This is a genomic window from Streptacidiphilus jeojiensis, assembly GCF_042510965.1.
GTDB lineage: Bacteria > Actinomycetota > Actinomycetes > Streptomycetales > Streptomycetaceae > Streptacidiphilus > Streptacidiphilus jeojiensis.
Map to the genome: position 1 here is coordinate 331,179 of NZ_JBEUKS010000006.1, position 23,965 is coordinate 355,143.

A 23,965-nucleotide genomic window follows, 5' to 3' on the forward strand; every position below is an offset into this window, starting at 1 on the left:
CGCCGTCAGATCCAGTCCCGGCGCCGGAAGACCAGGTAGAGCAGGACCGACAGCACGACCATGACCACCGTCGACACCCAGAAGCCGACGTGGGTGCCGAAGCCCGGGTAGGGCACGTTCTGGCCGTAGAAGCCGGTGACCGCGGTCGGGACGGCGATGATCGCCGCCCAGCTGGTCACCTTCTTCATGATCAGGTTCATCCGGTTGCCCTGGACCGTGAGGTTGGTCTCCATGACCGAGGTGACCAGGTCGCGCAGCGACTCGGTCCACTCGGTGGCCCGCAGCACATGGTCGTAGACGTCCTGGTAGTACGGCATCATCGTGTCGCCGACCACATGGAGGTCGCGCCGCAGCAGGGTGTTGACCACCTCGCGCATCGGCAGCACCACCCGGCGCAGCCGCACCAGGTCCCGGCGCAGCTCGTAGGAGCGGCGCTGGACGGTCCTGATCGCGTCGCCGTGGTCCTCGAACAGCAGACCCTCCAGCGCCTCGATCTGCTCGTCGAGTCGCTGCACGGCGGTGAAGTGGCTGTCCACGACGTAGTCGAGCAGCCCGTGGAGCAGGTAGCCGACGCCCTCCTTGGCCAGGTCGGGGGAGTCGTCCCAGCGGGCGACCACCGGGTCGATGTCGAAGCGCCCCTCCTTGCGGATGGTGATCAGCGCGTTGGGGGTGATGAAGGCGGCGACCTCGTCCGCGCTCCCGGGCCCGACCGAGTAGGCGCTGAGGAAGAGATGGGTGCGGTAGCGGTCCAGCTTGGGCCGCTGCCGCTCGTCGCCGGCGTCCTCCACGGCCAGGGCGTGCAGCCCGAACTCCTCGGTGATCATGGCGAAGTCGTCGGAGGTGGGGTCGCAGAGGTCCAGCCACACCGTGCAGTCCGGTTGGCAGACGTAGTCGGAGATGTCCTCGACCGGGAAGTCCTCCAGGTCCAGCCTGCCGTCGCGGTAGAGCCTGGTGCGGGTCACCGCCCGCTCTCCTCGCCCGCCTCCAGCAGGTTGGCCGCCGCACCGACGATCCGCGGGTCGGGCACCCCGACGATCGCGCCGTCCTTGTCGGTGTAGTCGAAGCGGTCCAGCACGCTGCGCATGGCCTCGACCCGGGCGCGCTTCTTGTCGTTGCTCTTCACCACGGTCCAGGGCGCCTGCTTGGTGTCGGTCTCCTGGAACATGGCCACCTTGGCGGCGGTGTACTCGTCCCACAGGTCGAGCGAGGCCAGGTCCATCGGGCTGAGCTTCCACTGCCGCACCGGGTCGATCTGACGGATCGTGAAACGGGTGCGCTGCTCCTCGCGGGAGACCGAGAACCAGAACTTGACCAGCGCGATGCCGTCGTCCACCAGCATCTGCTCGAAGGCCGGCGCCTGCCGCATGAACCGCTCGTACTCGTCGTTGCTGCAGAAGCCCATCACCCGCTCCACCCCGGCCCGGTTGTACCAGGAGCGGTCCAGCAGCACGATCTCGCCCGCGGTGGGCAGGTGCGCGACGTAGCGCTGGAAGTACCACTCGCCGCTCTCCCGCTCGGTCGGCTTCTGCAGGGCGACGACCCGGGTGCCGCGCGGGTTGAGGTGCTCGGTGAAGCGCTTGATGGTGCCGCCCTTGCCGGCGGCGTCCCGGCCCTCGCAGAGGATGACGATGCGCTGGCCGGTGGTCTTCACCCAGCTCTGCAGCTTCAGCAGCTCTATCTGCTGCTGCCGCTTGTGGTGCTCGTACTCGGGGCGCTGCATCCGGTGCTGGTAGGGGTAGTTCTCCCGCCAGGTCTCGACGGCGCTGCCGTCCGGGCGGATCAGCACCGGCTCGTCCTGGTCGGTGTAGTCGATCCGCAGGTCGGAGAGCAGGTCGGTGCCGTGGATCAGCGCCCGCTCGGAACCCGGGCCGCCGTCGTCCAGTGCCATGGGACTCTCCCCTCGTCGCGCCCGCCGTCTGTGGCCCTCTGCCCCACGCCGGCGATCCCCAAGCGTCCTGGCGACGCCCCCCGCCATCGTCGGCGACCGTGCTCGGTGCATGCCACCCCGTGGAGTTTGCCACCGTATGGCCGTCAGATGGCCGGTCTGCGGCAAGCCCGGACGGGGTGTCGCGCCGGATGGGAGAGTTGGGCCCACCGAATCCGTCCGACGGAAGGCCGCCGCAGATGAGCCCCTGGCCCACAGTCAGCCGACGCCAGCTCACCGAGGGCCGCTTCATCAGCGCCTTCCAGGACGAGGTCCTGATCGCCGAGGGGGTCACCGGCACCTGGGAGTGGGTCGACCTTGCCGACGCCGTCCGGGTGGTCGCGGTCGACCCGGAGGGCCGGATCGCGCTGGTGGAGGACGAGTTCTACCTGCAGCGGCGTCGGCTGCTGCTGGTCCCGGGCGGGGGAGTGGAGCGCACCGAGGAGCCCGAGGCGGCGGCCCGGCGCGAGCTGGAGGAGGAGACCGGCTGGCGCGCCGGACGGCTGGACCCGCTCGGCGTCGTCGAGCAACTGCCCACTGCCACCCCGGCCCGGGCGCATCTGTTCCTGGCCCGCGACCTCACCCCCGGCACGCTGGCCCGGGAGGCGAGCGAGGAGGGGATGACGCTGCACTGGCGGACCGTGGCGGAGGCGGTGGCGGCGGTGCGTGGGGGCGAGATCACCGAGGCCGGCAGCGTCAGCGCGATCCTGCTGGCGGCGCTCAGTCTTTAGAGGCTCAGTCCTCAGGGGCTCAGCCTTCAGGGGCTCAGCCTTTGGGGAGGGCGCCGGGGATCTCCTCGATCCGGTCGATCGCGTCCCCCGGGGCGTCCTCGTCCAGATCACTGCTCTCGTTGCGTTGCGCTGCCCGCACCGCTGTCCCGACCACTGCTCCGACCACGCCGGCGGCCACCAGCACGGCCAGTCGGACCGCCGAGGTGTGCCCGTCCCAGCCGAGGACTCCCCAGCGGCCCAGGTCGAAGCCGTCCAGGAACAGCCAGAACACCAGGCCGACCAGCACACTGCCGGCCAGGTCGGCGGCGCAGCCCACGGCGAAGGCCGCCAGCGACATCACCACCAGTTCAAACACCGGGTAGGGCCGCTCACCGACGGCGGCGAGCAGCACCGACAGCGGAGCGGCGACCGCGAAGGAGAGCACCGCCAGCATCGGGGCCCGCAGGCCGGCCTGCCGGCCGGTCGCGGTGGCCACGGGGAGGGCCCTGCTGCGGGCCGTGGGGCGGAGGAGTGTGTACGACATGGTGGCCTCCCGCTCGCCTGGTCTAGGAGTGCACTGCTGCACCTCCATTACAGGGCGGGCCGGGGCGGCGGTGGGCGGCGTTGACGGCGCCCTGACGGGGCCGTAGCGGATCCTTACGCGATCCTGACGCGCCGGTGTGTGGTGCCCCGCCGCCCGGCGCCCTGTCGCCCCGCGCCCGCCGCTCAGTCCGGGTGCGAGCGGCTCAGGTCCAGCGCGTCCGGGTTGGTGTGCTGCACCAGCCGCCGCAGCAGCCCGGCGAGTACAGCCTCGTCCTCGTCGGAGAGGGTCTCGAAGAGGTTGGCGTTGGACTCCTCGATGGCCACCTGGGAGACCTGGACCAGGGCCAGTCCGGACTCGGTGGGGTGGAGCTGCATCACCCGGCGGTTGGTCGGGTGCGGCCGGCGTTCCAGCAGCCCGCGGTCGAGCAGGCCGTTGACGGCGGTGCCCATGGACTGGGCGGTCATCCCGGCCCGCCGGGCGACGGCCGCGCTGGAGATCCCGGGCGACAGGGCCGCCTGCACCAGCGCGTTGTGCTGGGCGAGGCTGAGATCCAGCGGGCGCAGCGTCCGCTCCAGTCGCAGCGCCACGGCCTGCGCGAACTGCCAGGCCAGATAGCTGGTTCGGGTGGACGGGTCGTCGATCACCTGGGGGACTCCTGGCTCCGGGAATGTTATAAGGCACCTGATGGTTGGCTGTTACGATCAGCAGGCACCTTATATTTAACTATTACGAGAGGACCGCACGTGTCCCCAGTCGTGTCCGACCATGATGCCGAAACCACGGCGCGGCACGCCCGCCCCGAGCCGCACCCGCACGCACATGTCGTCGTGCACGAGCACGTCGTGGACGAGCCCGCCGCCCGCGTCGGCGCGACCGGGGCCAGGGGAGCGCTGCTGCCCGCTCTCATCGTGCTGGTGATCGGGGCGATCTTCGTCAGCGTCTACCTCGCCGCCTTCCACGCACCCCGGCCGCACCAGCTGCCGGTGGCCGTCGTCGGGTCCACCTCCCAGCAGGCCGCGTCCGCCGAGCACGCCGGCTTCGACCTGCGGGTCTACCCCGACCTGGACTCGGCCCGCGGCGCCGTGCAGCACCGCGACGTCTACGCGGCCTACGACGCCACGGGCCCGAACGGCAGCCCGGTGCTGCTCTACAGCAGCGCCAACGGACCCTCGGTCACCGCGCTGCTCGAAGGGACCTTCCTGCACGGAAAGACCTCGGCCGCCCAGGACGTCCGGCCCGCATCCAGCGGGGACACCCGCGGCCTGTCCATCTTCTACTCCGCCTTCGGCCTGGTGCTGGCCGGCTTCCTGTTCGGCACCATGACCTACCAGATGGCCCCCAGGCTGGAGTTCCGCTGGCGGATGGCCGGTCTGGCCTTCTTCAGCGCGGTCGGCGGGCTGGCCGTGGCCGCCATCGCCGGCACCGCCTTCGGCGCGCTGCCCGGTCCCTTCCTCGCCGTCACCGGGCTCACCGCGCTGATGGCGGCCGCCGTCGGCGGGGCGACCATGGCGCTGGTGCGGCTGCTGGGCCCGGCGGGGGTCAGCGTCTCCTCGGTGCTGCTGCTCATCCTGGGCAACGCCACCAGCGGCGGCATACTGCCCCCGGACTTCCTGCCGGCCTGGCTGCACCCGCTCTCCGCGGTGCTGCCGGTGGGCGTCGGGGTCCGGGCCGTCCAGGGCGTGGCCTACTTCGACAACGACGGCGTGGTCAGGGCGGTCGTGGTGCTGGCGGTGTGGATCGCGGTGTGCGTGGGCGTGCTGTGGCACCGCGACGTCCGGTCGGCGCGGGTGCGCGTCGGCTGACGTTCGCGCCGTCCCACACCGGGCACATGTAGAGACATGAGTGGGACGGACACGGGCCGCCGCGCCCCCAGGCGCGGGTCGCTGGTACTGCTGGTGCTGGTGGTCGTCCTGGTGGCCGCGGTCTGGGCGAGCAGCAGGGACGGGCACGGCAGCGGCCGCGTGGCGGGACCGGGCGGCACGGCGAGCGGTACGGCCGGGCGGAGCGGATCCGCCCCGCCCTCCGCCGAGGCCACGCTCACCCTGGCCACGGTCGAGAAGGGCCTGGTGGACATCAACGTGGTGCTCGGCTACCAGGGTGCGCGGGCGGCGGCCACCGGCATGGTGCTGACCCCCTCGGGCGAGGTGCTGACCAACAACCACGTGGTCAACGGCGCCACCGAGATCTCCGCCGTGGACGTCGGCGACGGACGCAGCTACCCCGCGACCGTGGTCGGCTACGACCGCGGCCACGATCTGGCCGTGATCCAGCTGAAGGGGGCCTCGGGGCTGGCCACGGTGCGGCTCGGCGACTCGACCCGCCTGGCGGTCGGCGACCCGGTCACCGCGGTGGGCAACGCCGGCGGCAAGGGCAGCGTCCCCACGGCGGCCGCAGGGCAGGTGACGGGTCTTCAGCGGTCGATCACCGCCGGGGACGACGCCACCGGGGAGTCCGAGCAGCTGACCGGCATGATCCAGGTCGACGCCGCGGTGCAGCCCGGCGACTCGGGCGGACCGCTGCTGGACCGCTCCGGCTCGGTGGTCGGCGTGGACACCGCCGCGTCCGAGGGCTTCAGGTTCCGGGGCGGCACCGGCAACGCCGGGTCGGCGGGCTTCGCCACCCCGATCGCCACCGCCCGTACCGTGGTCGACGCCATCGAGGGCGGCCGGGCCGTGGACGGCATCCACATCGGGGCCACCGCGATGCTGGGCCTCCAGGTCGACGCCACCTTCGACGGCTCGCCCGGGGCCGTGGTCGCCGGAGTGGTGGACGGATCCCCGGCGGCCAGGGCGGGCCTGGTGGCCGGGGACCTGATCACCTCGTTCGACGGCCGGTCGGTGACCGACCCGGGCGCGCTCACCACCCTGGTGACCGGCCACCGCCCCGGCGACCGGGTCACCGTCCAGTGGACCGACCAGGCCGGTGCGACCCACAGCCGGACGGTGACCCTGGCCGCCGGGCCGGCCGACTGAGACCGGCCCGGGAGTGCCGGGGGTTCAGTCGGCCGGTCAGCCGTTCGGTCAGCAGTTGGGTCAGCCGTTCGGCAGGATCACGGCGCGGCCGTTGATCCGGCCCTCGTGCAGCCGCTGGTAGGCCTTGGGGGCGTCGTCCAGGCCGTAGGTCTCCACATGGACGTCGATGGCGCCGGACCGGGCCAGGTCCAGCACCTCGATCAGCTCGGACCTGCTGCCCCAGTAGGGGGCGCGGACCGCCGCGTCGTAGGGGGTGGCGCCGAAGCCGACGGTCGCGGCGCCGCCGCCGATGCCGACGATGGTGACGTCCGACTCCACGGCGGCGCAGGCGGTCGCGGTGGCCACGGTGGGCGGCGCGCCGACGAAGTCGAACACGGCCTGGGCGCCCAGGCCGCCGGTCAGTTCGCGGACCTTCGCGGCCGCGTGCTGGTCCGACAGGACGGTCTCGTGCGCGCCGACCTCGCGGGCCAGCGCCAGCTTCTCGTCGTTGACGTCCAGGGCGATCACCCGCGCCGGGGTCAGCGCGCGCAGCAGCTGGATGGCGACGTGCCCGAGACCGCCGGTGCCGATCACCACGGCGGTGCTGCCGGGGACCAGCTTGGGCAGCGAGGTCTTGATGGCGTGATACGGCGTCAGACCGGCGTCGGTGAGCGGCACCGCGGTGACCGGGTCGAGGTCGCCCAGCGGGACCAGGTGGCGCGGGTCGTCCACGATCATGTACTCGGCGATGGCGCCGGGCGCGCCCAGGCCGGGCGGGCGGATGCCCAGCTCCTCGGCGCGCAGGCAGTAGTTCTCCTTGCCCTGGGCGCACATCAGGCAGCTGCCGCAGCCCCAGGGCCCGTACACCGCCACCGAGTTGCCCAGCTCGAAGCCGGTGACCCCCTCGCCCAGCGCGGCGACCGTGCCGGCGCCCTCGTGCCCGAGGGTGAGCGGCAGCGGGAACGGCAGCGCCTCGGCCGGCCAGCTCATCACGGCGATGTCGGAGTGGCACACCCCGGCGGCGGTGACCTTCAGCAGCACCTGCCCGGGGCCGGGCTCCGGGCGGTCGACGGTGACCACCTCGGGGTCGGCGCCGACGGCGCGGTACTGGACGGCCTTCATCTTCTCGGTCGGTACTGCGGCGGACATCATGAACCCTCTTTCCGTGCTCTGTGTCTCTGCTCTGTATCTCTGTTTCCGACTCTGCTTCTCAGCGCGCCGCGTAGGCGCCGTCGACCAGGTGGTAGCTGCCGTTGACGAAGGAGGCGCGGTCGGAGAGCAGGAAGACGGTCAGCTCGGCGACCTCGGCGGCGGTGCCCAGACGGCCCTGCGGGTGCAGCGAGACCAGGTACTCGCGCTGCGGGGCGTCGGCGTTGCGCAGCAGCGGGGTGTCGATGAAGCCGGGGCCGACGGCGTTGACCCGGACGCCCTGGGCGGCGTACTCCACGGCGGCGGTCTTGGTCAGGCCGACCACTCCGTGCTTGGCGGCGGTGTAGGCGGGGGAGCCGGCGAAGCCGTTGGTGCCGAGGATCGAGGCCATGTTGACCACGGCGCCGCCGCCGGAGGCGAGCAGCTGCGGCAGTTCGTAGCGGAGCGAGTAGAAGACGCCGTTGAGGTTGGTGTCGATCACCCGCTTCCAGTCCTCGACCGTGTACTCGCCGGTCGGGGCGGCGATGCCGGCGATCCCGGCGTTGTTGACGGCCAGGTTCAGGCCGCCGAAGGTGCGCACGGTGAACTCGACCGCGGCGCGGACCGACTCGGGGTCGGAGACGTCGACGCGCACGGCGGCGGCCCGGCCGCCGGCCGCGGTGAGCTCCGCGGCGGCGCGCTCGGCGCCCTGCTCGTCGTAGTCGGCGATGACCACGGCGGCTCCGCCGGCGGCCAGGCGGCGGGCGGTCTCCAGGCCGATGCCGGAGGCGCCGCCGGTGACGAAGGCGGTCCTCCCGGCGAACTCGGCGGGGTTGACGGGGGCGATGGTGCTGGTGGGGGCGTTGGACATGGTGGTACCTGGCTTCACTCGGTGGTGGTACTGGTGCTCGGCGCGGGTTCGGCGGCCAGGGCCGCGAACGCCGCGTCGATGAGCTGCGGGAGCGGGGCGGTCGCACCGGGGGCGATCCAGAACTGCACGGCGGTGCTGAAGGCCCCGGCGGCGAGCGAGACGGCCAGCGCGGGGCGCAGGTCGTGCTCGGCGTCCAGGCCGAGGCGTTCCGCGACGATCCGCACCGAGGCGGTCTGGGCCTCGTCCCTGACCCGCAGGTAGGCGGGCAGCAGTGCGGTCTCCCGGTGCAGCAGCCGCAGCAGGTCGGCGGAGCGCTCCAGCCGTGGCCAGGCGGTCGGTTCGCCGTCCAGCCAGACCCGCAGCGCCCGGTGGTAGGCCGTGAGCGGGTTCTCCGCGGCGGGTCGGGCGGCGAGCGCCGCGTTGATCCGCGCGAAGTCCGCCCGCAGCCCGTCGACCACCGCGTCCTCCTTGCCGGCGAAGTACCGGGAGAAGGTCCGGCGGGAGACGTCGGCGCTCTCGCTGATGTCCTCGACGGTGACCCGGTCCAGCCCGCGGTCCAGCACCAGGTTCACGGCGGCGCACGCCATGGCCCGGCGACTCTCCTGGACCTTGCGGACCCTGCGGCCCTCGTTGCTGCTCATGTTCCCGACTGTACTCCTCAAACTGTCCCAGTGGGACAGATGGCTCGCTGGGACAGTATGAGACCCGGGTAGGAACACCCTCCGAACGGGCGTGACCGGGCGGCCGCAGGCATGGAGATCACCGGAACCGGGAATGCGGGCGGCATGAGCACCCCGAGCACCAGCGTGGGCCTCGGCCTGCCGGACTCCATCTCGGCCTGCCTGTTCGACATGGACGGAGTGCTGACCCGCACCGCCGTCGTCCATGCCGCGGCCTGGAAGCAGATGTTCGACGCTTTCCTGCGCGGCCGCGACGGCGACGGCTTCACGCCGTTCGACGCGACCGCGGACTACGACGAGTACGTGGACGGCCGGCCCCGCGCCGACGGCGTCCGCAGCTTCCTGGCCGCCCGCGGCATCCAACTGCCCGAGGGCGCCCCGGACGACCCGCCGGAGCGCGACACCGTGCAGGGCCTGGGCAACCGCAAGAACATCCTGGTCCAGCAGAAGATCCGGACCGAGGGCGTCGAGGCCTACCCGGGGACGGTCCGCTACCTCAAGGCGGTCCGCGCGGCCGGGCTGGCCACGGCCGTGGTCTCGTCCAGCGCCAACTGCCACGACGTGCTGGTCTCGGCCGGGATCGAGGACCTGCTGGACGTCCGGGTGGACGCCGGCGTCGCCCAGCGGCTCGGGCTGCCGGGCAAGCCACACCCGGACACCTTCCTGGAGGCCGCCCGTGAGCTGGGCGTCGAGCCGGCCGCCGCCGTCGTCTTCGAGGACGCCCTGGTCGGCATGGAGGCCGGCCGCTCCGGCCGGTTCGGCTACGTGGTCGGGGTGGACCGGGTCGGCCAGGCCGACGAACTGCGCGCCCACGGCGCGGACACTGTTGTGCAGGACCTCGCCGAACTGCTGCCTGGAGGGGCTGGATGATCCCGCACCCCGCGTACACCGTCGATCCCTGGACGCTGCGCGAGACCGAGCTGGACCTGGACATGCTGGCGCAGAGCGAGTCGCTGTTCGCGCTCTCCAACGGCCACATCGGCTGGCGCGGCAACCTGGACGAGGGCGAGCCCAACGGGCTGCCCGGCAGCTACCTCAACGGCTTCCACGAACTGCACCCGATGCCCTACGCCGAGGCCGGCTACGGCAACCCGGAGTCGGGGCAGACCGTCGTCAACGTCACCAACGGCAAGATCATCAGGCTGCTGGTCGACGACGAGCCCTTCGACCTGCGCTACGGCGTGCTGCACAGCCACGAGCGGGTGCTGGACCTGCGCGCCGGGGTGCTCCGCCGCAGCTGCGAGTGGACCTCGCCGGCCGGACGCACCGTCAGGGTGACCTCCACCCGGCTGGTCTCCTTCAGCCAGCGCGCCGTCGCCGCCATCGCCTACGAGGTCGAGCCGATCGACGGCGCGGCGCGGATCGTGGTCCAGTCCGAGCTGGTCGCGGCCGAGCAGATGCCCAGCCAGTCGGCCGACCCCCGGGTCGCCGCCGCGCTGGACCGCACCCTGCAGCCGGAGGCCGGGTACGCGACCGGGACCCGGCTGGCGCTGGCCCACTCCACCCTGCGCAGCGGGCTGCGGATGGCGGTCACCGCCGACCACATGGTGGACGGACCGGAGGGCACCACGACCTTCGCCGAGTTCAGCGAGAACGTCAGCCGACTGCTGGTCACCTCGGTGGTGCAGCCCGGGGGACGGCTGCGGCTGGAGAAGTTCGTCGCCTACGGCTGGTCGGCGGAGCGTTCGCTGCCGGCGCTGCGGGACCAGGTCGAGGCCGCGATGGCGGGCGCCCGCAGCACCGGCTGGAACGAGCTGCTGCGGCAGCAGCGCGAGTACCTAGACGACTTCTGGGAGCGCGCCGACGTCGAGGTCGAGGGCGACGCGGAGATCCAGCAGGCGGTGCGGTTCGCCCTGTTCCACGTGCTGCAGGCCGGGGCCAGGGCCGAGCAGCGGGCGCTCGGTGCCAAGGGTCTGACCGGCTCCGGCTACGACGGGCACAGCTTCTGGGACACCGAGACCGTGGTGCTGCCGGTGCTGGCGGCCACCCTGCCCGAGGCGGTGTCGCACGCGCTGCGCTGGCGCCACTCCACCCTGGGCGCGGCCCGCGAACGGGCCCGGCTGCTGGGGCTGGAGGGGGCCGCGTTCCCCTGGCGCACCATCAACGGCGAGGAGGGATCCGGCTACTGGCCGGCCGGGACGGCCGCGTTCCACATCAACGCCGACATCGCCGACGCGGTGGTGCGCTACACCGCTTCCAGCGGCGACCCCGACTTCGAGCGCGAGGTGGGGGTGGAACTGCTGGTGGAGACCGCCCGGTTGTGGCGCTCGCTGGGCCACCACGACAGCGCCGGCGCCTTCCACATCGACGGGGTCACCGGCCCCGACGAGTACAGCGCGGTCGCCGACGACAACGTCTACACCAACCTGATGGCACAGGCGAACCTGCGCGCCGCCGCCGACGCGGTCGAGCGCCACCCGGAGCAGGCGCACGTCCTCGGTGTGGACGCTGAGGAGACCGCCGCCTGGCGCGACGCGGCGGCGGCCATCGCCCTGCCCTACAACCACGACCTCGCCGTGCACGAGCAGTCGGCCGACTTCACCGGCCACCAGACCTGGGACTTCGACCACACCGACCCGGAGCAGTACCCGCTGCTGCTGCACTTCCCCTACTTCGACCTGTACCGCAAGCAGGTGATCAAGCAGGCGGACCTGGTGCTGGCGATGTACCTGCGCAGCGAGGCCTTCGACCAGGGCCAGAAGGCGCGCAACTTCGCCTACTACGAGCCGCTGACGGTCCGTGACTCCTCGCTGTCGGCCTACTGCCAGGCGGTGATGGCGGCCGAGGTAGGCCACCTTGAGCTGGCCTACGACTACCTGGGCGAGGCCGCCCTGATGGACCTGGACGACCTGGAGAACAACACCAGCGACGGTCTGCACATCGCCTCGCTGGCCGGTACCTGGACGGCCCTGGTGGCCGGACTCGGCGGCATGCGGCTGCGCGGCGACCGGCTGGCCTTCGCCCCCAGCCTGCCGCAACGCCTCAGCCGGCTGGCCTTCCGGCTGCAGTTCCGCGGCCGCAGGCTGCAGGTGGAGATCACCCCGTCCGGCGCCACCTACACCCTGGCCGACGGCCAGCCGCTGGAGCTGTACCACTGCGGCGAGCCCGTCACCGTGAGCACCGACAAGGCGGTCAGCTGCGACCTGCACACCCTGCCCCACCTCCCGGACCCGTCCCAGCCCAAGGGCCGCCAGCCCCTCAAACGCCGCCTGGGGCCACTGCCCTGACCCTCTGTGGGCGCGAGCGTCAATGCGAGGCGGGCCCGCCCCCGGTGTATTGAGGGGCGGGCCCGATGGTTGGTTCCCTGGGGTTTAGTTGAGTGCGCTGACTTCGGTGGGTGTGAGGGCGTAGGCGTAGGTGCGGACGTCAGCGATGTTGCCGTTGAAGCTGCCGATGGTGCCGGGGGCGGCGGTGCCGCCGGTGGCGCCGCCGATGAGTTGGACGCCGCCGGTAGTGGCCCAGGGGCTGGGGTTGGTGGCCGAGGCGGCGTAGGTGCCGTTGACGTACAGCGTCATGGTGGCCTGCGAGCCAGTGACGTTGGGGTCTGCAGCGTTGAAGACGGCGACCAGTCGGGTCCAGCCGGTGGTCATGGCCTTGGTACTGACCGCCGAGGCGAAGGTGACAGTGGCGCCGTCGCCGCTGGGGGAGATGAAGCGCCAGTTCTTGATGGTGCCGCCGGTGTACTGCAGGTAGGCGGCGCAGCGGGCGCTGGTGGCGTCGCGCAGGCACACGGCGGTCTGATCGGTGGTGGGGGTGCCGTTGAGTTTGACCCAGGCGGACAGGGTGTAGTCCTTGGTGCTGTCCGTGATGGTCTGGCCGGTGGTGAAGTAGTTGTGGCCGTTAAAGACCGCGGATCCGCCGGCGGCCGTGGGGGCGGCCGGGTGGTCGGTGGTGGTGTAGGTGGGTCCGGTGTAGCTGGTGTCGGCGCCGGCGGTGGCGGGGTTGCGGCCGTTGGCGGCGTCGGGGGTGTCGGTGGCGTCGGGGGTTCCGCTGCTGGGGTTGCCTGAGTGGTTCAGGAGCCACTGGTCGTCGTACCGGCCCAGGCCGGTGACGGCGGTCTCGGAGGTACCGCCGGAGGTGACGCCGGGCCAGATGGTGATGGCGCCGGTGGCGGACTGGGACCACAGGTCAGGGATGTTGTCTCCGGTCAGATCGGAGTCGGCACCAATGGTGGGGATGGCCGAGGCAGGGGCAGTGCCGATCTGGTTGACCTTAGTCAGGCCGGTGATCTCGTTGACGGGGCAGTTGTTGGATACGCCGTCGCCGTTGTCGGTGCAGGTGACCTCGGTGGCGTTGTCGGTCACGACGGCGGGGGCATAGGGGACGGTGACGTTCGCGGAGTTGAACTTGATGGCGTACTGGATGATGGCTCCGCTACTGCGGTCGCGGGCCCACAGGGCGGGGTGGCCGGTGGCTGCTGCGTCGCCGGGCACCATGAGGTCGGTGTTGTTCCAGTTGACGGTGGTATCTACCAGGATGGGTGGGGCGAATTTGGTGGGCTGGCCGTCGGCGGTCAGGGCGCCGTTGCCGCCGAGGTAGGCGTAGAACCAGAGCTTTCCGCCTTCGATGTCCAGGAGACCGTTCTGGTAGCCGCCGGTGGGGTCGGGGGTGTCCTCGGAGGAGCCGATCGGGGTGATCTGGTAGGAGTTGGCCCAGGTGTCGCCGATGGGGGAGCCGGTGCAGTCGCCGTTAGCGGGGTCGCAGTCTGGGCGGTGCAACGCAACGGCGGCGATGCCGGAGCCGTCTGCATTGCCGAAGTGGCCGTTGTTGGTGCCCAGGTTGGCGTAGAGGTACAGCCACTGGTCGCCGGGGGTCGTGGGGCTGGTGCCGTCCTTGTGGACGAACAGGTCGTCGACGTTGGCGGTGCCGGTGATGTCGCCGCGGTGCACCACACGGTAGCCGTTCCAGCTGGTGCCATCGGGGGCCTGGGAGGCGGGTGCGGCGATATTTCCGGCGGTGATGGCACTAGACGGGGTGAAGTCGCGGGCCTGCTGGTAGTCGATCAGGTCGCCGGTGGCCGGGTCGGGGGCGACCACGTCGGGCAGGGCGACGGGTGCGTCGCCGTTGACGTCTCCATAGTTCAAGGTGGTGGGGGCCCAGGGGGCGTAGAAGGAGTAGCTGGTGATCTGAGACTTGTTGCCGGCCCAGTCCATGGCCTGGGCGTAGAGGATGTTGGTGCCCCAGTGTTCGGGAGCCTGCGTGATGCTGGTGTGGCTGCCGCCGCACTGCCACTTGGCGGTGGCCAGGGTCGGGTCCCAGCTGTAGCGGACGCAGTCGACCTTGGAGACCTGGGCGCCGGTGACGCCGCTGGGGGCGGGGTCGGCCACGGTGATAGGGAAGGTGCCGCTCAGTCCGACGGTCTTGGTTGCGGACAACCCGGATCCGGAGCGGGGGAAGTCGGTGCTGTCGCCGAAGCTGATGGTGGGCGGGGTGGTGTCGACGCGGAAGTGGCAGGTGGCGGAGTTGGGTGAGCCGATCAGGCCGTCGCTGTCGGCGGTAACCCAGTTGTAGGCGTGGCCGTTTTGCAAGGTGGCGGGGGTGGTGAGTTTGGGGGTGTCGACGTTGGTGCCCTTGTTGGCGTAGCCCGAGGTCCAGTTGTAGTCGGGGGCGGTGCCGTCGGTGACGTCCCACAGGTGGAAACTCACGTTGTACTGGGACTGGGCGTCGCTGGTGGTGGCAGCGGTGGCGTTCAGGGTGGTGCCAGAGGAGTTGACCCAGCCCCAGTTGTCGTCGACGCCGACCGTTGTGGTGGTGCAGTAGTCCAGTGCGGACCAAGTGCCGGTGGTGGAGTTGATCAGGCCGGCGTTGATGCCTCCACTGAGGGGGAGGGTCTTCAGATTGGTCGGAGCCGCAGGGGCCTGGTCGTACTGGATGGTCAGGTTGGCCTTGTGGGTGAAGCGCTTGAACGCGTAGGCGTTGCTCTCGTCGCCGTGGATGCGCATGACCAGGTGGGTGACGGTTCCCTGGCTGGCGTAGAGGTTCTTAAGGCCGCTGGTGATGTCGAAGCTGACCGGGACGTTGCCCGCGCAGCCGGACCGGTCGGCGCCGCCGACGTCCTTGTTGACGCTGAACTGGGCGACATCAGCGGCTGGGGGGTTGTTCCAGGTGGTGCCCGGGCCGATGGTGCCCCAGATTCCGGCGGCGACCACGGGGTAGGTGGTGGTACAGGAGGCGTCGGCGGAGTAGGTCTCGGAGACGTTGAAGGTGGCGCTGTTGATGAGCGCGGTGTTGAAGGGGCTGACGTCGAACTGCCAGTACGAGCGCTCGACGTCGCTGGGAATGCAGCTGCCGCCCTCGGGGTAGGTGCCGCAGACGCCCACGCCCGGGTAGGAGCTGTTGGAAGTGCTGTTGTCGTCGCCGTTGGTGAGGTTGTTCGTGGTGGGGTAGGCCTGCTGGGTCCAGGTGACGCCCTGCTGGCCCGGGCTCTGGCTGAGCCAGGCCGGGTCCACGAACACCGGATAGGTGACCGACGCGCCGGTCAGCGCGCTGGCGGGCGGGCTCAGAGTCACCGTGCTGCCGCTGGCAGTGGTGGCGATTGGGGCGACCTGGGCGGCCGAGCCGGGGCCATCGGTGGTGGAGGCGTCCCCAGCGTCGGCGGCCGTCGATGGCGCCGTGGGTGTGGCGCTGGCGTCGTCCTGCGCGGTGGCAGCCTTGGCCTGCTGGTTCGCCGAGCGCGTGCCCGCAGCCGCTGTGGTAGCGCTGGTCGCGGACGGCGACTCGGTGGCACCGGTGCTGGAGTCCCAGACCTGGGGGGTGGGGGCGCTGAACACCGCAGTGCCGGTGCTGTCGGCAGCGGTGAGGTTGCCCTGGGCGTCGGCGCTGATGCTGACGCCGGTGGTGGCGGTGGTGAAACTCAGGTGGGTCAGCAGCGGGTTGGCTGCTGCTGCCGCATTCTTGACGACAAAGACGGTGGAGAAGCCACCGGTGTCCGTGGCCTTGACGCTCAGGTCGATGCCGGGCGCCACCTCTGGGTACAGCGCGGTGTCCCCGCTGAGGGTGGGCGAGGGCAGGGTGAACGGCGCGGTCAGCGACAACTTCTTGCCGTCAGTGGTGGCCATGGTGGCCAGCGGTCCGCTGCCGCCGGCCGACAGAGTGAGCGGCTCGCTGCTGGTCTTCGGCGACAGTGTGCCGTCGGGGTTGGCGACCAGGGTGGCGTTCAGGTCAGCCCAGGCTCCGTCCTTCAACACCCGCTGAGGGTCTGCGGACTGGGTCTGGGTGAAGGTGCCGTCCGGGTTGGCCACCATGGTGGAGTAGACGTCGGTCAGCGAAGGTATGGGCACACTTGTGCCGCTGGCCTTGGCCTGCGCACTGGCCTGCTGTGCCGGGTCCAGCGGCCCCGGGTCGGCCAGGAGTGAGGCCGAGGCGCCGCTTGTCCCATCGGCCCAGGCAGCGGGCGTAGTACCGAGGACGCTTGCCGAGAGGGCCGCAACGACGACGACCGCGCTCCAGCGCGAGCGCCATCCTGGACGGTGCCGAGGGGATGGTGGAGGTGCGTCGATGCGCATGGAGGGCGTCCCGAGTTTCATGGAAATCGAACAGGCTATGGATCGTGCGCACACTGCCTCAGGGCGTAAGCCCGGGTCAAGAACCCTCCTGCACGGAAGGCCTGATGCGGAGGGAGATGTCCGCATATGGCTCCACTGTGAAAGATCGCACACTGTTCGAGGACAAGATTCTCTCAGAAAACTCTTGACTGACCCCAGGCAAGATCGCGAGAGTTCCCTTCGGCCCGTGCGCGAACCAGAGGCGTGGGCCGCACCGATCAAGGGGCGGGATTGTGACGGGACATCAGACCGGGCGGCGTATCAGGCAAGTGACGCGGCACCGTGGTGCTCTGGGCATGGCCAGCGCCCTGGCGGTGCTGGCCGGACTGCTCAGCCCGTGGTCGATCGCCGCCGCCAGCGCGGCCACCGACCCGAACACGGTCTGGACCCCACCGAACACCCCGCTCACCAATGTCGCCTCGGTCCCGGTCCACACCGCGGCCAAGCCCACCACTGCCAGCCCCAAGCACTCGGTCCCCAGCCCGTGGGCCGGACCCACTGCCGTCACCGCACTGGCCTCCGGCACCACGACCGTTACCGTCCCGGCCTCCGTCGCTGCGAAGAGCAACCCGTTGGCCGCAGCGCAGTCATCCGGTGGCGGGGCGCAAAGCAAGCCGACTGGCGCGAGTGTGCGCGCTGGCAATCTGCCGGTGTGGCTGGCTCCGCCGTCCACGACCAGCTCCCAGGCCAAGAACACGAAGGCGAAGGCAGCCGCTCCGGCTTCAGGTGCTGTCCAGGTCAGCGTGGCCGACAGTGCGCACACCGCCGCCGCGGGTTCGCACGGAGTTCTGCTGTCACTCAAGCCCTCGGCCACGGCGGCCGGCGGCCGGGTGCAGGTGGGCGTGGACCTGAGTAGCTTGTCCAGCCGCTACGGTGCCGACGTGGCCCAGCGCAGCCGCCTGGTCGAGCTGCCCGCCTGCTCGCTGACCACCCCCCAGGTCAAGGGCTGCCTCGCGCAGACCCCGGTGGCTTCTCACTACGACGCCGCGACGGGGCGCCTGGTCGCCGACGTCACCCTGCCCACCAGCACCACAGCCACGACAGCGAGCGCCGCGACGCCGACGGCGCGGAGTGCCGCTGTGTCCGCGTCGCAGGTCATGGTGCTGGACAGTACGCCGACCAGTGCCGGTGGGGCTGGCACGTATGCGGCCACGAGTCTGCAGAACAGTTCCAAGTGGGCGGCCGGGTCCTCCTCGGGAGGTTTCACCTACAGCTACGGCATCAACACCCCGCCGGCCTTGGCGGGGGCGGCGCCGCAGGTGTCGCTGGCCTACGACTCGTCCTCGGTGGACGGACGTACCTCCTCACAGAACTCCCAGTCCAGCGAGATCGGCGACGGCTGGTCGCTGGCCGCGGGCGGCTTCATCGAGCGCTCCTACCAGAGCTGCGACAAGGACGGCATCACCAACTCCGCGGACGAGTGCTGGGGCGGATACAACGCCACCATGAACCTGGCCGGGCACTCCGGCCAACTGGTGCGCGACGACACCTCCAACCCTAAAAACGACCCCGCCACGGCAACCTCTTACCACCTGCAGGACGACGACGGCACCACCATCACCTTCCAGGGCGGAGCCAGCAACGGCGCCTGGAATGGCGAATCGGTCACCGTCACCGACACCACCGGGATGACCTACTACTTCGGCACCGACCACCTGCCCGGTGACACCGGCAGCCCGAACAGCAACTCCGCCTGGACCGTGCCGGTCTACTCACCCAACAGCGGTGACCCCTGCTATGACAGCACCAAAGGCGCGGCGTCGTGGTGCCAGATGGCCTGGCGTTGGAACCTGGACGCCGTCGTGGACCCCCACGGCAACCTGACCACCTACAGCTACACCCCCGAAACCGACACTTACGCCCGCGGCGGCGGCCAGAACCTGGGCACCGGCACCCTGACCAGCTACACCCGCGGTGGGGTCCTGCACACCATCAACTACGGCCAGACCCTGACCGCCCAGGTCGACGCGAACGGCACCGCCAAGTCCGCCGCCCAGATCACCTTCACCCCCGACGCAGCCGGCCGCTGCTCCACCGACGGCGGCTACACCTGCACCGGCGCGACCCTGGGCACCGGCAACGCGAGCCACTGGCCCGACGTGCCCTACGACCAGCACTGCGCTTCCACTGGGACCTGCACCAACTACGGGCCCTCGTTCTGGTCCAACCAGAAGATCACCACGATCAGCACCCAGGTCCTGAGTGCCGGCGCCTACACCGACGTCGACAGCTACGCCCTTGCCCAGTCGTTCCAGACGCCCGGGGACGGTACCGACCCCACCCTGTGGCTGGACTCGATCACCCACACCGGCAAGGACGGCGGTTCCCTGTCCGAGCCTCCGGTCATCTTCACTGCGCAGATGCTGCCCAACCGGGTGGACGGCACCAACCTGGTCCCCAGCCCCCCGGCCTTCTACCGGCCCCGGATCCAGCAGATCGTTACCGAGACCGGTGAGACGATCAACGTCGACTACAACCTGCCCGACTGCTCGCGTGTGCACAGCGTCATGCCCGCCTCGCCGGACAGCGACACCATGGACTGCTACTCGGTGGTCTGGTATCCGCCGGGCACGGCTGTGGGCGCGCCCCCGGCCCAGGACTGGTTCAACCACTACACCGTCGCCTCGGTGACCGCGCACGACTCGGTGGCCGACTCCCCCGAACGGGACACCACCTACACCTACGGACCGGCGGCCTGGCACCGTAACGAGGCCGAGAACATCGACCCCAAGACCCGCACCTGGGACGACTTCCGAGGCTTCGCCTGGGTCACCCAGGTGACCGGCGCCACCACCGACAGCACGGGCCCGCAGAGCCAGACCACCACGCACTACCTCCAGGGCATGGACGGCGACCTCAACGCCGACGGCACCACCAAACACGTCCAGGTCAACGACTCCTTGGGCGAAAGCGTCACCGACGACGACTGGCTCGCGGGCAGCACTCTGGAGACCGATACCTACACGCAGGCCAGTGCCACCCCCTCGTTGGCGAGCTACACCGTCACTCGACAGATCAACCCGTACACCACCGTCACCCACAAGCGCAGCGGGGCCAGCGACCTGGTCGCCCGCTACATCGCCACCACCACGAAGTCGACCACCAAGAGTCTGAAGGCTGATGGCAGTTGGCGCACCGGGACCAGCACCACCATCAGCGACCCCCTGAATCACAATCGCACCATCAGCCAGGAAGCTGTCTCCGACGGGCTGCCTGAGCAGTGCACCTACACCAGCTATGCCACCGGGGGCCCTGGCGACCTGCCTGACCAGACGGAGACATTGTCCGGGCTCAGTAGTTGCGACGCGGCGCACCCGGTGGCGGCGACCGCCGCGAACCTGGTGTCAGCCAAGCGGACGCTGTACGACAGCCAGGCCTTCGGCACAGCCGGATCGCTAGGGGATGCCACCGGGGTTCAGAGCGCTGACCACTTCGACACCTCTGGCAACCTGGTCTACGCCACGACGGCCACCAGCGGCTACGACACCATGGGCCGTCTGGTCTCGGCGACCGACCCGAATGCCACCGATAGCGCGCATCCCAACGGATCGACCACAATCACGACTTTCAGCTCCGCCAACGCGGGCGAACTCCCCAACAAGATCACCACCGCATCGCCTGTGCCCGGCAGCAGCACCAGTACCTGGACCGCCACCAAGACTCTGGACCCGGCACGCGGCCTGACGCTGACCTCTACCGATCAGAACGCCAGGACGACCACGGCGTCTTACGACGCGCTGGGTCGCACCACGGCCGTCTGGCAGCCCGGGCGGACCACCAGCCAGCCGCCGAGCACGTTGTACAGCTACACCGACGCTCACGTGAAGGACCCGGCCAAGACCGGTGACGTGGCCGTGCCGGCTACGGTGACCACGAAGAACTTGCGGGTCGACAACGGCGGTGTCACCGCCAACAGCACCTACCTCGGGTCGATCCAGATCATGAACGGCTTTGGGGAGGTCCGCCAGGTCCAGGCGAACTCCACCGTGTCGCTCAGCGCCGACCGCCTGATCTCCGACACCCTCTACGACTCCCACGGCCGCGCCTACGAGACCAACGACCCCCTGTACAACAACGCCTCCGGCCCCACCGGCACGCTGGTAGCCGCGCCCGTCGCCGACCTGCCCTCCATGACCAGCCTCAGCTTCGACGGCCAGGGTCGCACCCTGACCAGTAGTTTCTACTCCCTGGGGCAACTGCAGTCGACCACCGGCACTACCTACAAGGGCGTAGACGAGACCGATGTGACTCCGCCGAAGGGGGCCACTCCGACCACGACCATCAGCGACGGTGCTGGGCGCACCAGTCAGCTGTGGCAGTACCACACCGCTACTGCAACCGGCAACAAGGCCGATGCGGACGTCACTAGCTACACCTATACGCCCACCGGTAAGCCTGCCACCCAGAGTGACGCGACCGGAAAGAACACCTGGTCCTACAGCTACGACCTGTACGGCCGCCAGACCAAGGCCACCGACCCTGACACCGGCACCACCACTACCAGTTACACCCCCGAAGGGCAGATCGCCAGCACCACCGACGCCCGCGGCCAGATCCTGGCCTACACCTACGATCTGCTGGGTCGTAAGACCGGCGAGTACAACGGCACCGTGGCCGCGTCCAAGCAGATCGCTGCCTGGACCTACGACACCGCTACCGGCGGCCTGGGGCAGCCTGCCAGCTCGACCCGGTATGTCGGCGGCGCCACCGGTGATGCGTACACCACCACGGTGCGTGGCTACAACAACAACTACCAGTCCACCGGAAGCACTGTCAGCGTGCCCGGCAAGCTGGTGGGGCAGGCCGCGGGCACCACGTACAGCTATGTGACGCTGAACTACTACGACACGGTCACCGGGCAGCAGACCGGTGTGCATCTGCCCGCGGCCGGCGGATCGCCCACCGAGACCGTCACCAACAGCTACGACGTCTTCGGCAAGCTGGCCAGCCAGGTCGGGGCCTCCACCTACGACCTGCAGACCACCTACGACAACTACGGCCGTCCCACCCGCACCACACTCAACCCGTGGAGCAAGGAAGTCGTCGCCACCTACAACTACGACCAGGCCACCGGCCGAGTCCTGGACTCCTACCTGGACTACCAGGCCGCCACCCAGGGCGCGGTGGACCAGAACGACTACACCTACAGCCCTTCCGGCCAGGTCACCTCGATTACCAACATCCCCAACAACACCCCGGCCTCCACCGACCGGCAGTGCTTCACCTACGACTACCTCGGCCGGCTGACCACCGCATGGACCGACACCGGCACCACCACCACTGCCCCCCAGCCCTCCATCGCTGACATCGGCGGGTGCACCAACACCACCCCCACCTCCGGAGCAGCCGCCGGAAAGACCACGGTGGGCGGGCCGGCCGCCTACTGGACCAGCTACACCTACGACACCACCGGCAACCGCACCAGCCAGACCCAGCACAACACCACCGGTGACACCACCAAGGACACCACCACCACCCAGACGTTCCCGGCGGCTGGCCAGGCCAACACTCCCACTGCTGCCACAGGCACCGGCGGCGGCACGGGCGGCCCCCACGCCCTGCTCGGTGCCAGCACCAAAACCGGCACCGCCACACCGGTCACCAGCGCCTACCAGTACGACGCCGCAGGCAACACCACGGCCATCACCACCGGTAGCAGCTCCACCACCATGACCTGGGACGCCGAGGGTCGCCTGGCCTCCGACAAGCCTGCCGGGGCGACCAACGCCACCACCTATGTCTACGACACCGACGGCAACCTCCTCACCCGCACGACCGGTACTACCACCACGCTGTTCCTGGGACCGGACGAACTCACCTACAACGGCACCGCAGTCTCCGGGACCCGCTACTACAGCGAGCCCAACGGCCTGACCATCGTGCGCCAGGGCACCACCGAGACCTTCCAGTCCACCGATCCGCACGGCACCGCCACCGTGGCCATCGACGCCAACACCGGCACCCAGACCCGGCGTTACCTGGACCCCTTTGGCAACCCCCGCGGCACTGCCCCCACCACGTGGGCCGGCGACAAGGGCTTCGTCGGCGGCATCCAAGACCCCGCTACTGGTCTGACCAACCTCGGAGCCCGCGAATACCAACCCACCACCGGGCGCTTCCTCAACCCCGACCCCCAGTTCAACACCGCTGACCCCCAGTCCTGGAACTCCTACGCCTACAGCGACAACCAACCCCCCAACCTCAGCGACCCCACCGGCCTGGCTACCGCCTGCGAAGACTCCTGCCAACCCCACGTCGACCCCACGACTGGTCAAGAGGTAGACAACCAGGACGACGTCAACGGACACGTCCACACCCACCACCCCAAGACCGACCAAACCCACTACTGCCTCAGCGAATGCCAGGCCGCAAGAGCAGCGGAATCCTTCCGATCGGCCATCGCAGCCGCAACAGCCGCAGCCGCCCAAGCCCGGCTAGACGAAGAACTTAAGCTACAGGCGGAAGTCCTCGCCTACGAGCAGTCGCTGCAGAACACGGACTCACGCCATTGGTGGGATACCGTGGCGAACTACGGATCCGCGATCCTTCACAATGCAACGAGCATCGGGGTCGACCTCGTCGCTCTCGGCTTTGGCGTCGGCAGTACTGGCGACGGAGTGCTGATGATGGGTGGCGGCGGTATTGCATGCGCGACTGGATTGGGATGCCTCGGCGGTGCCCCCGCTATCGCTGGCGGCGTCGTAGTCACGGGAGCAGGCATCGGGCTGACCACCGTCGCCACCAAACACCTCTCCGACGACATCGGCACTGCACTCTCCGAAGCGAAAGATTCTGGAGCAAGCGGAGCGGCACCTAAGGCTGCCGACCTGCTTCCCAAGGCAGATAAGAGTTGGCAGAATAATCCAAACTTCAAAAACCGAAACCAGTTTGGCCGAGAGGTATGGGCCAATGGTGACGATAATTACAATCTAGTCAACGCGGCACAGGCGAAAAAAATAGTGAATCTCGGCGTGACCAAGGAGGAGATTGAGAATTGGCGCGAAGTGTATGCTGCCCAAGACCTGGAGGCGCTCGAACGTGGGAATATGAATCCGAGTGCCAGGCAGCGCGCAGAGCTCATGCAGTACTATCTTGACAATTGGAATGGCGTAAATGGCTAGATTTACAATTGAAAATAACCGAACCGAACCAATGGAGATTATCTTCGAGCCAAGCGCGGTCGAAATAACTCTGGAGGTAAACAAGGGAGTTCTGATCGAATGGGAGGGTGACGAAATTGGTGAAATTGTATTGACCCAGGACTATGTCGTAGTCGGCTCGCCAGCTGGCGGTGGAATGCGTGCATGGGATGATGATGGAGATGAGATCCTCGGAGTTCTTTAGTGCGATGAGTCTATGGTGATCGCGGCTGGGTAGTGTTTTCGGTTATCCTCGCTTTGTCCTTGCGATGGCCGTGCGGGTCTTCGCGTGTCGCTGCGGCTGCGCCGGGGGCCAGTTGGACCGCGCTCCTTCGCTCCCTGGTCGCCTGTGGTCTCGCCGGCGTCAAGTTCGTGGTCTCCGATGCGCGATGGCAGCGCTGCCGCACCCATTGAAGCTCTAAAGAATCAACGCGGCGAGTCACCGCTATCTGCCGCCGCAACAGCGTGGAGGAC

The 23,965-nt window shown here is 69.6% G+C and carries 15 protein-coding genes; 7 read left to right on the forward strand and 8 right to left on the reverse strand.

Annotation, left to right across the window (positions count from 1 at the left end; translation table 11 throughout):
• Nucleotides 1-5: 5 nt before the first annotated feature.
• Both ABUW04_RS19060 and ppk2 read right to left on the reverse strand, forming a co-directional pair.
• Nucleotides 6-962 carry a magnesium transporter CorA family protein gene (locus ABUW04_RS19060; RefSeq protein ID WP_380565868.1) on the reverse strand — a complete coding sequence of 319 codons (957 nt, stop codon included), beginning with the start codon at nt 960-962 and terminating at the stop codon, nt 6-8.
• Complete coding sequence (ppk2, locus tag ABUW04_RS19065; RefSeq protein ID WP_380565869.1) at nt 959-1,888, reverse strand: polyphosphate kinase 2; 930 nt, start codon at nt 1,886-1,888, stop codon at nt 959-961. The genes ABUW04_RS19060 and ppk2 overlap by 4 nt, the downstream gene beginning before the upstream one ends.
• Before the next feature lie 236 nt (nt 1,889-2,124).
• Here ppk2 and ABUW04_RS19070 point away from each other — a divergent pair, with 236 nt between their 5' ends.
• Nucleotides 2,125-2,655 carry an NUDIX domain-containing protein gene (locus tag ABUW04_RS19070; RefSeq protein WP_380565870.1) on the forward strand — a complete coding sequence of 177 codons (531 nt, stop codon included), beginning with the start codon at nt 2,125-2,127 and terminating at the stop codon, nt 2,653-2,655.
• Nucleotides 2,656-2,689: 34 nt separating this feature from the next.
• Here the strand turns inward: ABUW04_RS19070 and ABUW04_RS19075 are convergent, their stop codons facing one another.
• Nucleotides 2,690-3,178: a hypothetical protein gene (locus tag ABUW04_RS19075; protein WP_380565871.1), complete on the reverse strand. Its 489-nt coding sequence runs from the start codon at nt 3,176-3,178 to the stop codon at nt 2,690-2,692.
• A 182-nt stretch (nt 3,179-3,360) separates the two neighbouring features.
• Complete coding sequence (locus tag ABUW04_RS19080; RefSeq protein ID WP_380565872.1) at nt 3,361-3,822, reverse strand: MarR family winged helix-turn-helix transcriptional regulator; 462 nt, start codon at nt 3,820-3,822, stop codon at nt 3,361-3,363.
• Nucleotides 3,823-3,921: 99 nt separating this feature from the next.
• Here ABUW04_RS19080 and ABUW04_RS19085 point away from each other — a divergent pair, with 99 nt between their 5' ends.
• Both ABUW04_RS19085 and ABUW04_RS19090 read left to right on the forward strand, forming a co-directional pair.
• Nucleotides 3,922-4,980 carry an ABC transporter permease gene (locus tag ABUW04_RS19085; protein WP_380565873.1) on the forward strand — a complete coding sequence of 353 codons (1,059 nt, stop codon included), beginning with the start codon at nt 3,922-3,924 and terminating at the stop codon, nt 4,978-4,980.
• 36 nt (nt 4,981-5,016) lie between these two features.
• The gene (locus ABUW04_RS19090) at nt 5,017-6,150 is read left to right on the forward strand and encodes a S1C family serine protease (protein ID WP_380565874.1); all 1,134 of its coding nucleotides are present in this window, start codon (nt 5,017-5,019) and stop codon (nt 6,148-6,150) included.
• 60 nt (nt 6,151-6,210) lie between these two features.
• Here ABUW04_RS19090 and ABUW04_RS19095 read toward each other — a convergent pair whose 3' ends face one another.
• The 3 genes from ABUW04_RS19095 to ABUW04_RS19105 form a co-directional block, all read right to left on the reverse strand.
• Nucleotides 6,211-7,251, reverse strand: coding sequence for an NAD(P)-dependent alcohol dehydrogenase (locus tag ABUW04_RS19095; protein WP_380565994.1), 1,041 nt, complete (start codon nt 7,249-7,251; stop codon nt 6,211-6,213).
• An 88-nt stretch (nt 7,252-7,339) separates the two neighbouring features.
• Nucleotides 7,340-8,128 (reverse strand): SDR family NAD(P)-dependent oxidoreductase, encoded by a 789-nt coding sequence (locus tag ABUW04_RS19100; protein WP_380565875.1) that lies wholly within the window; start codon nt 8,126-8,128, stop codon nt 7,340-7,342.
• 14 nt (nt 8,129-8,142) lie between these two features.
• Nucleotides 8,143-8,769 carry a TetR/AcrR family transcriptional regulator gene (locus ABUW04_RS19105; protein WP_030252249.1) on the reverse strand — a complete coding sequence of 209 codons (627 nt, stop codon included), beginning with the start codon at nt 8,767-8,769 and terminating at the stop codon, nt 8,143-8,145.
• Between the two features lie 144 nt (nt 8,770-8,913).
• Here ABUW04_RS19105 and ABUW04_RS19110 point away from each other — a divergent pair, with 144 nt between their 5' ends.
• Together ABUW04_RS19110 and ABUW04_RS19115 are read left to right on the forward strand one after the other, a co-directional pair.
• Complete coding sequence (locus ABUW04_RS19110) at nt 8,914-9,678, forward strand: HAD family hydrolase (protein WP_380565876.1); 765 nt, start codon at nt 8,914-8,916, stop codon at nt 9,676-9,678.
• Complete coding sequence (locus tag ABUW04_RS19115) at nt 9,675-12,035, forward strand: glycoside hydrolase family 65 protein (RefSeq protein WP_380565877.1); 2,361 nt, start codon at nt 9,675-9,677, stop codon at nt 12,033-12,035. The genes ABUW04_RS19110 and ABUW04_RS19115 overlap by 4 nt, the downstream gene beginning before the upstream one ends.
• 84 nt (nt 12,036-12,119) lie before the next feature.
• Here ABUW04_RS19115 and ABUW04_RS19120 read toward each other — a convergent pair whose 3' ends face one another.
• Entirely contained in the window at nt 12,120-16,088 is a 3,969-nt protein-coding gene (locus tag ABUW04_RS19120) for a LamG-like jellyroll fold domain-containing protein (protein ID WP_380565878.1), read from the reverse strand.
• A gap of 560 nt (nt 16,089-16,648) precedes the next feature.
• Between ABUW04_RS19120 and ABUW04_RS19125 the strand changes: the two genes are divergently transcribed.
• Both ABUW04_RS19125 and ABUW04_RS19130 read left to right on the forward strand, forming a co-directional pair.
• Nucleotides 16,649-23,473: an RHS repeat domain-containing protein gene (locus ABUW04_RS19125; RefSeq protein ID WP_380565879.1), complete on the forward strand. Its 6,825-nt coding sequence runs from the start codon at nt 16,649-16,651 to the stop codon at nt 23,471-23,473.
• On the forward strand, nt 23,466-23,696 hold the full coding sequence (locus ABUW04_RS19130) for a hypothetical protein (RefSeq protein ID WP_380565880.1): 231 nt from the start codon (nt 23,466-23,468) through the stop codon (nt 23,694-23,696). The genes ABUW04_RS19125 and ABUW04_RS19130 overlap by 8 nt, the downstream gene beginning before the upstream one ends.
• Nucleotides 23,697-23,965 lie beyond the last annotated feature (269 nt).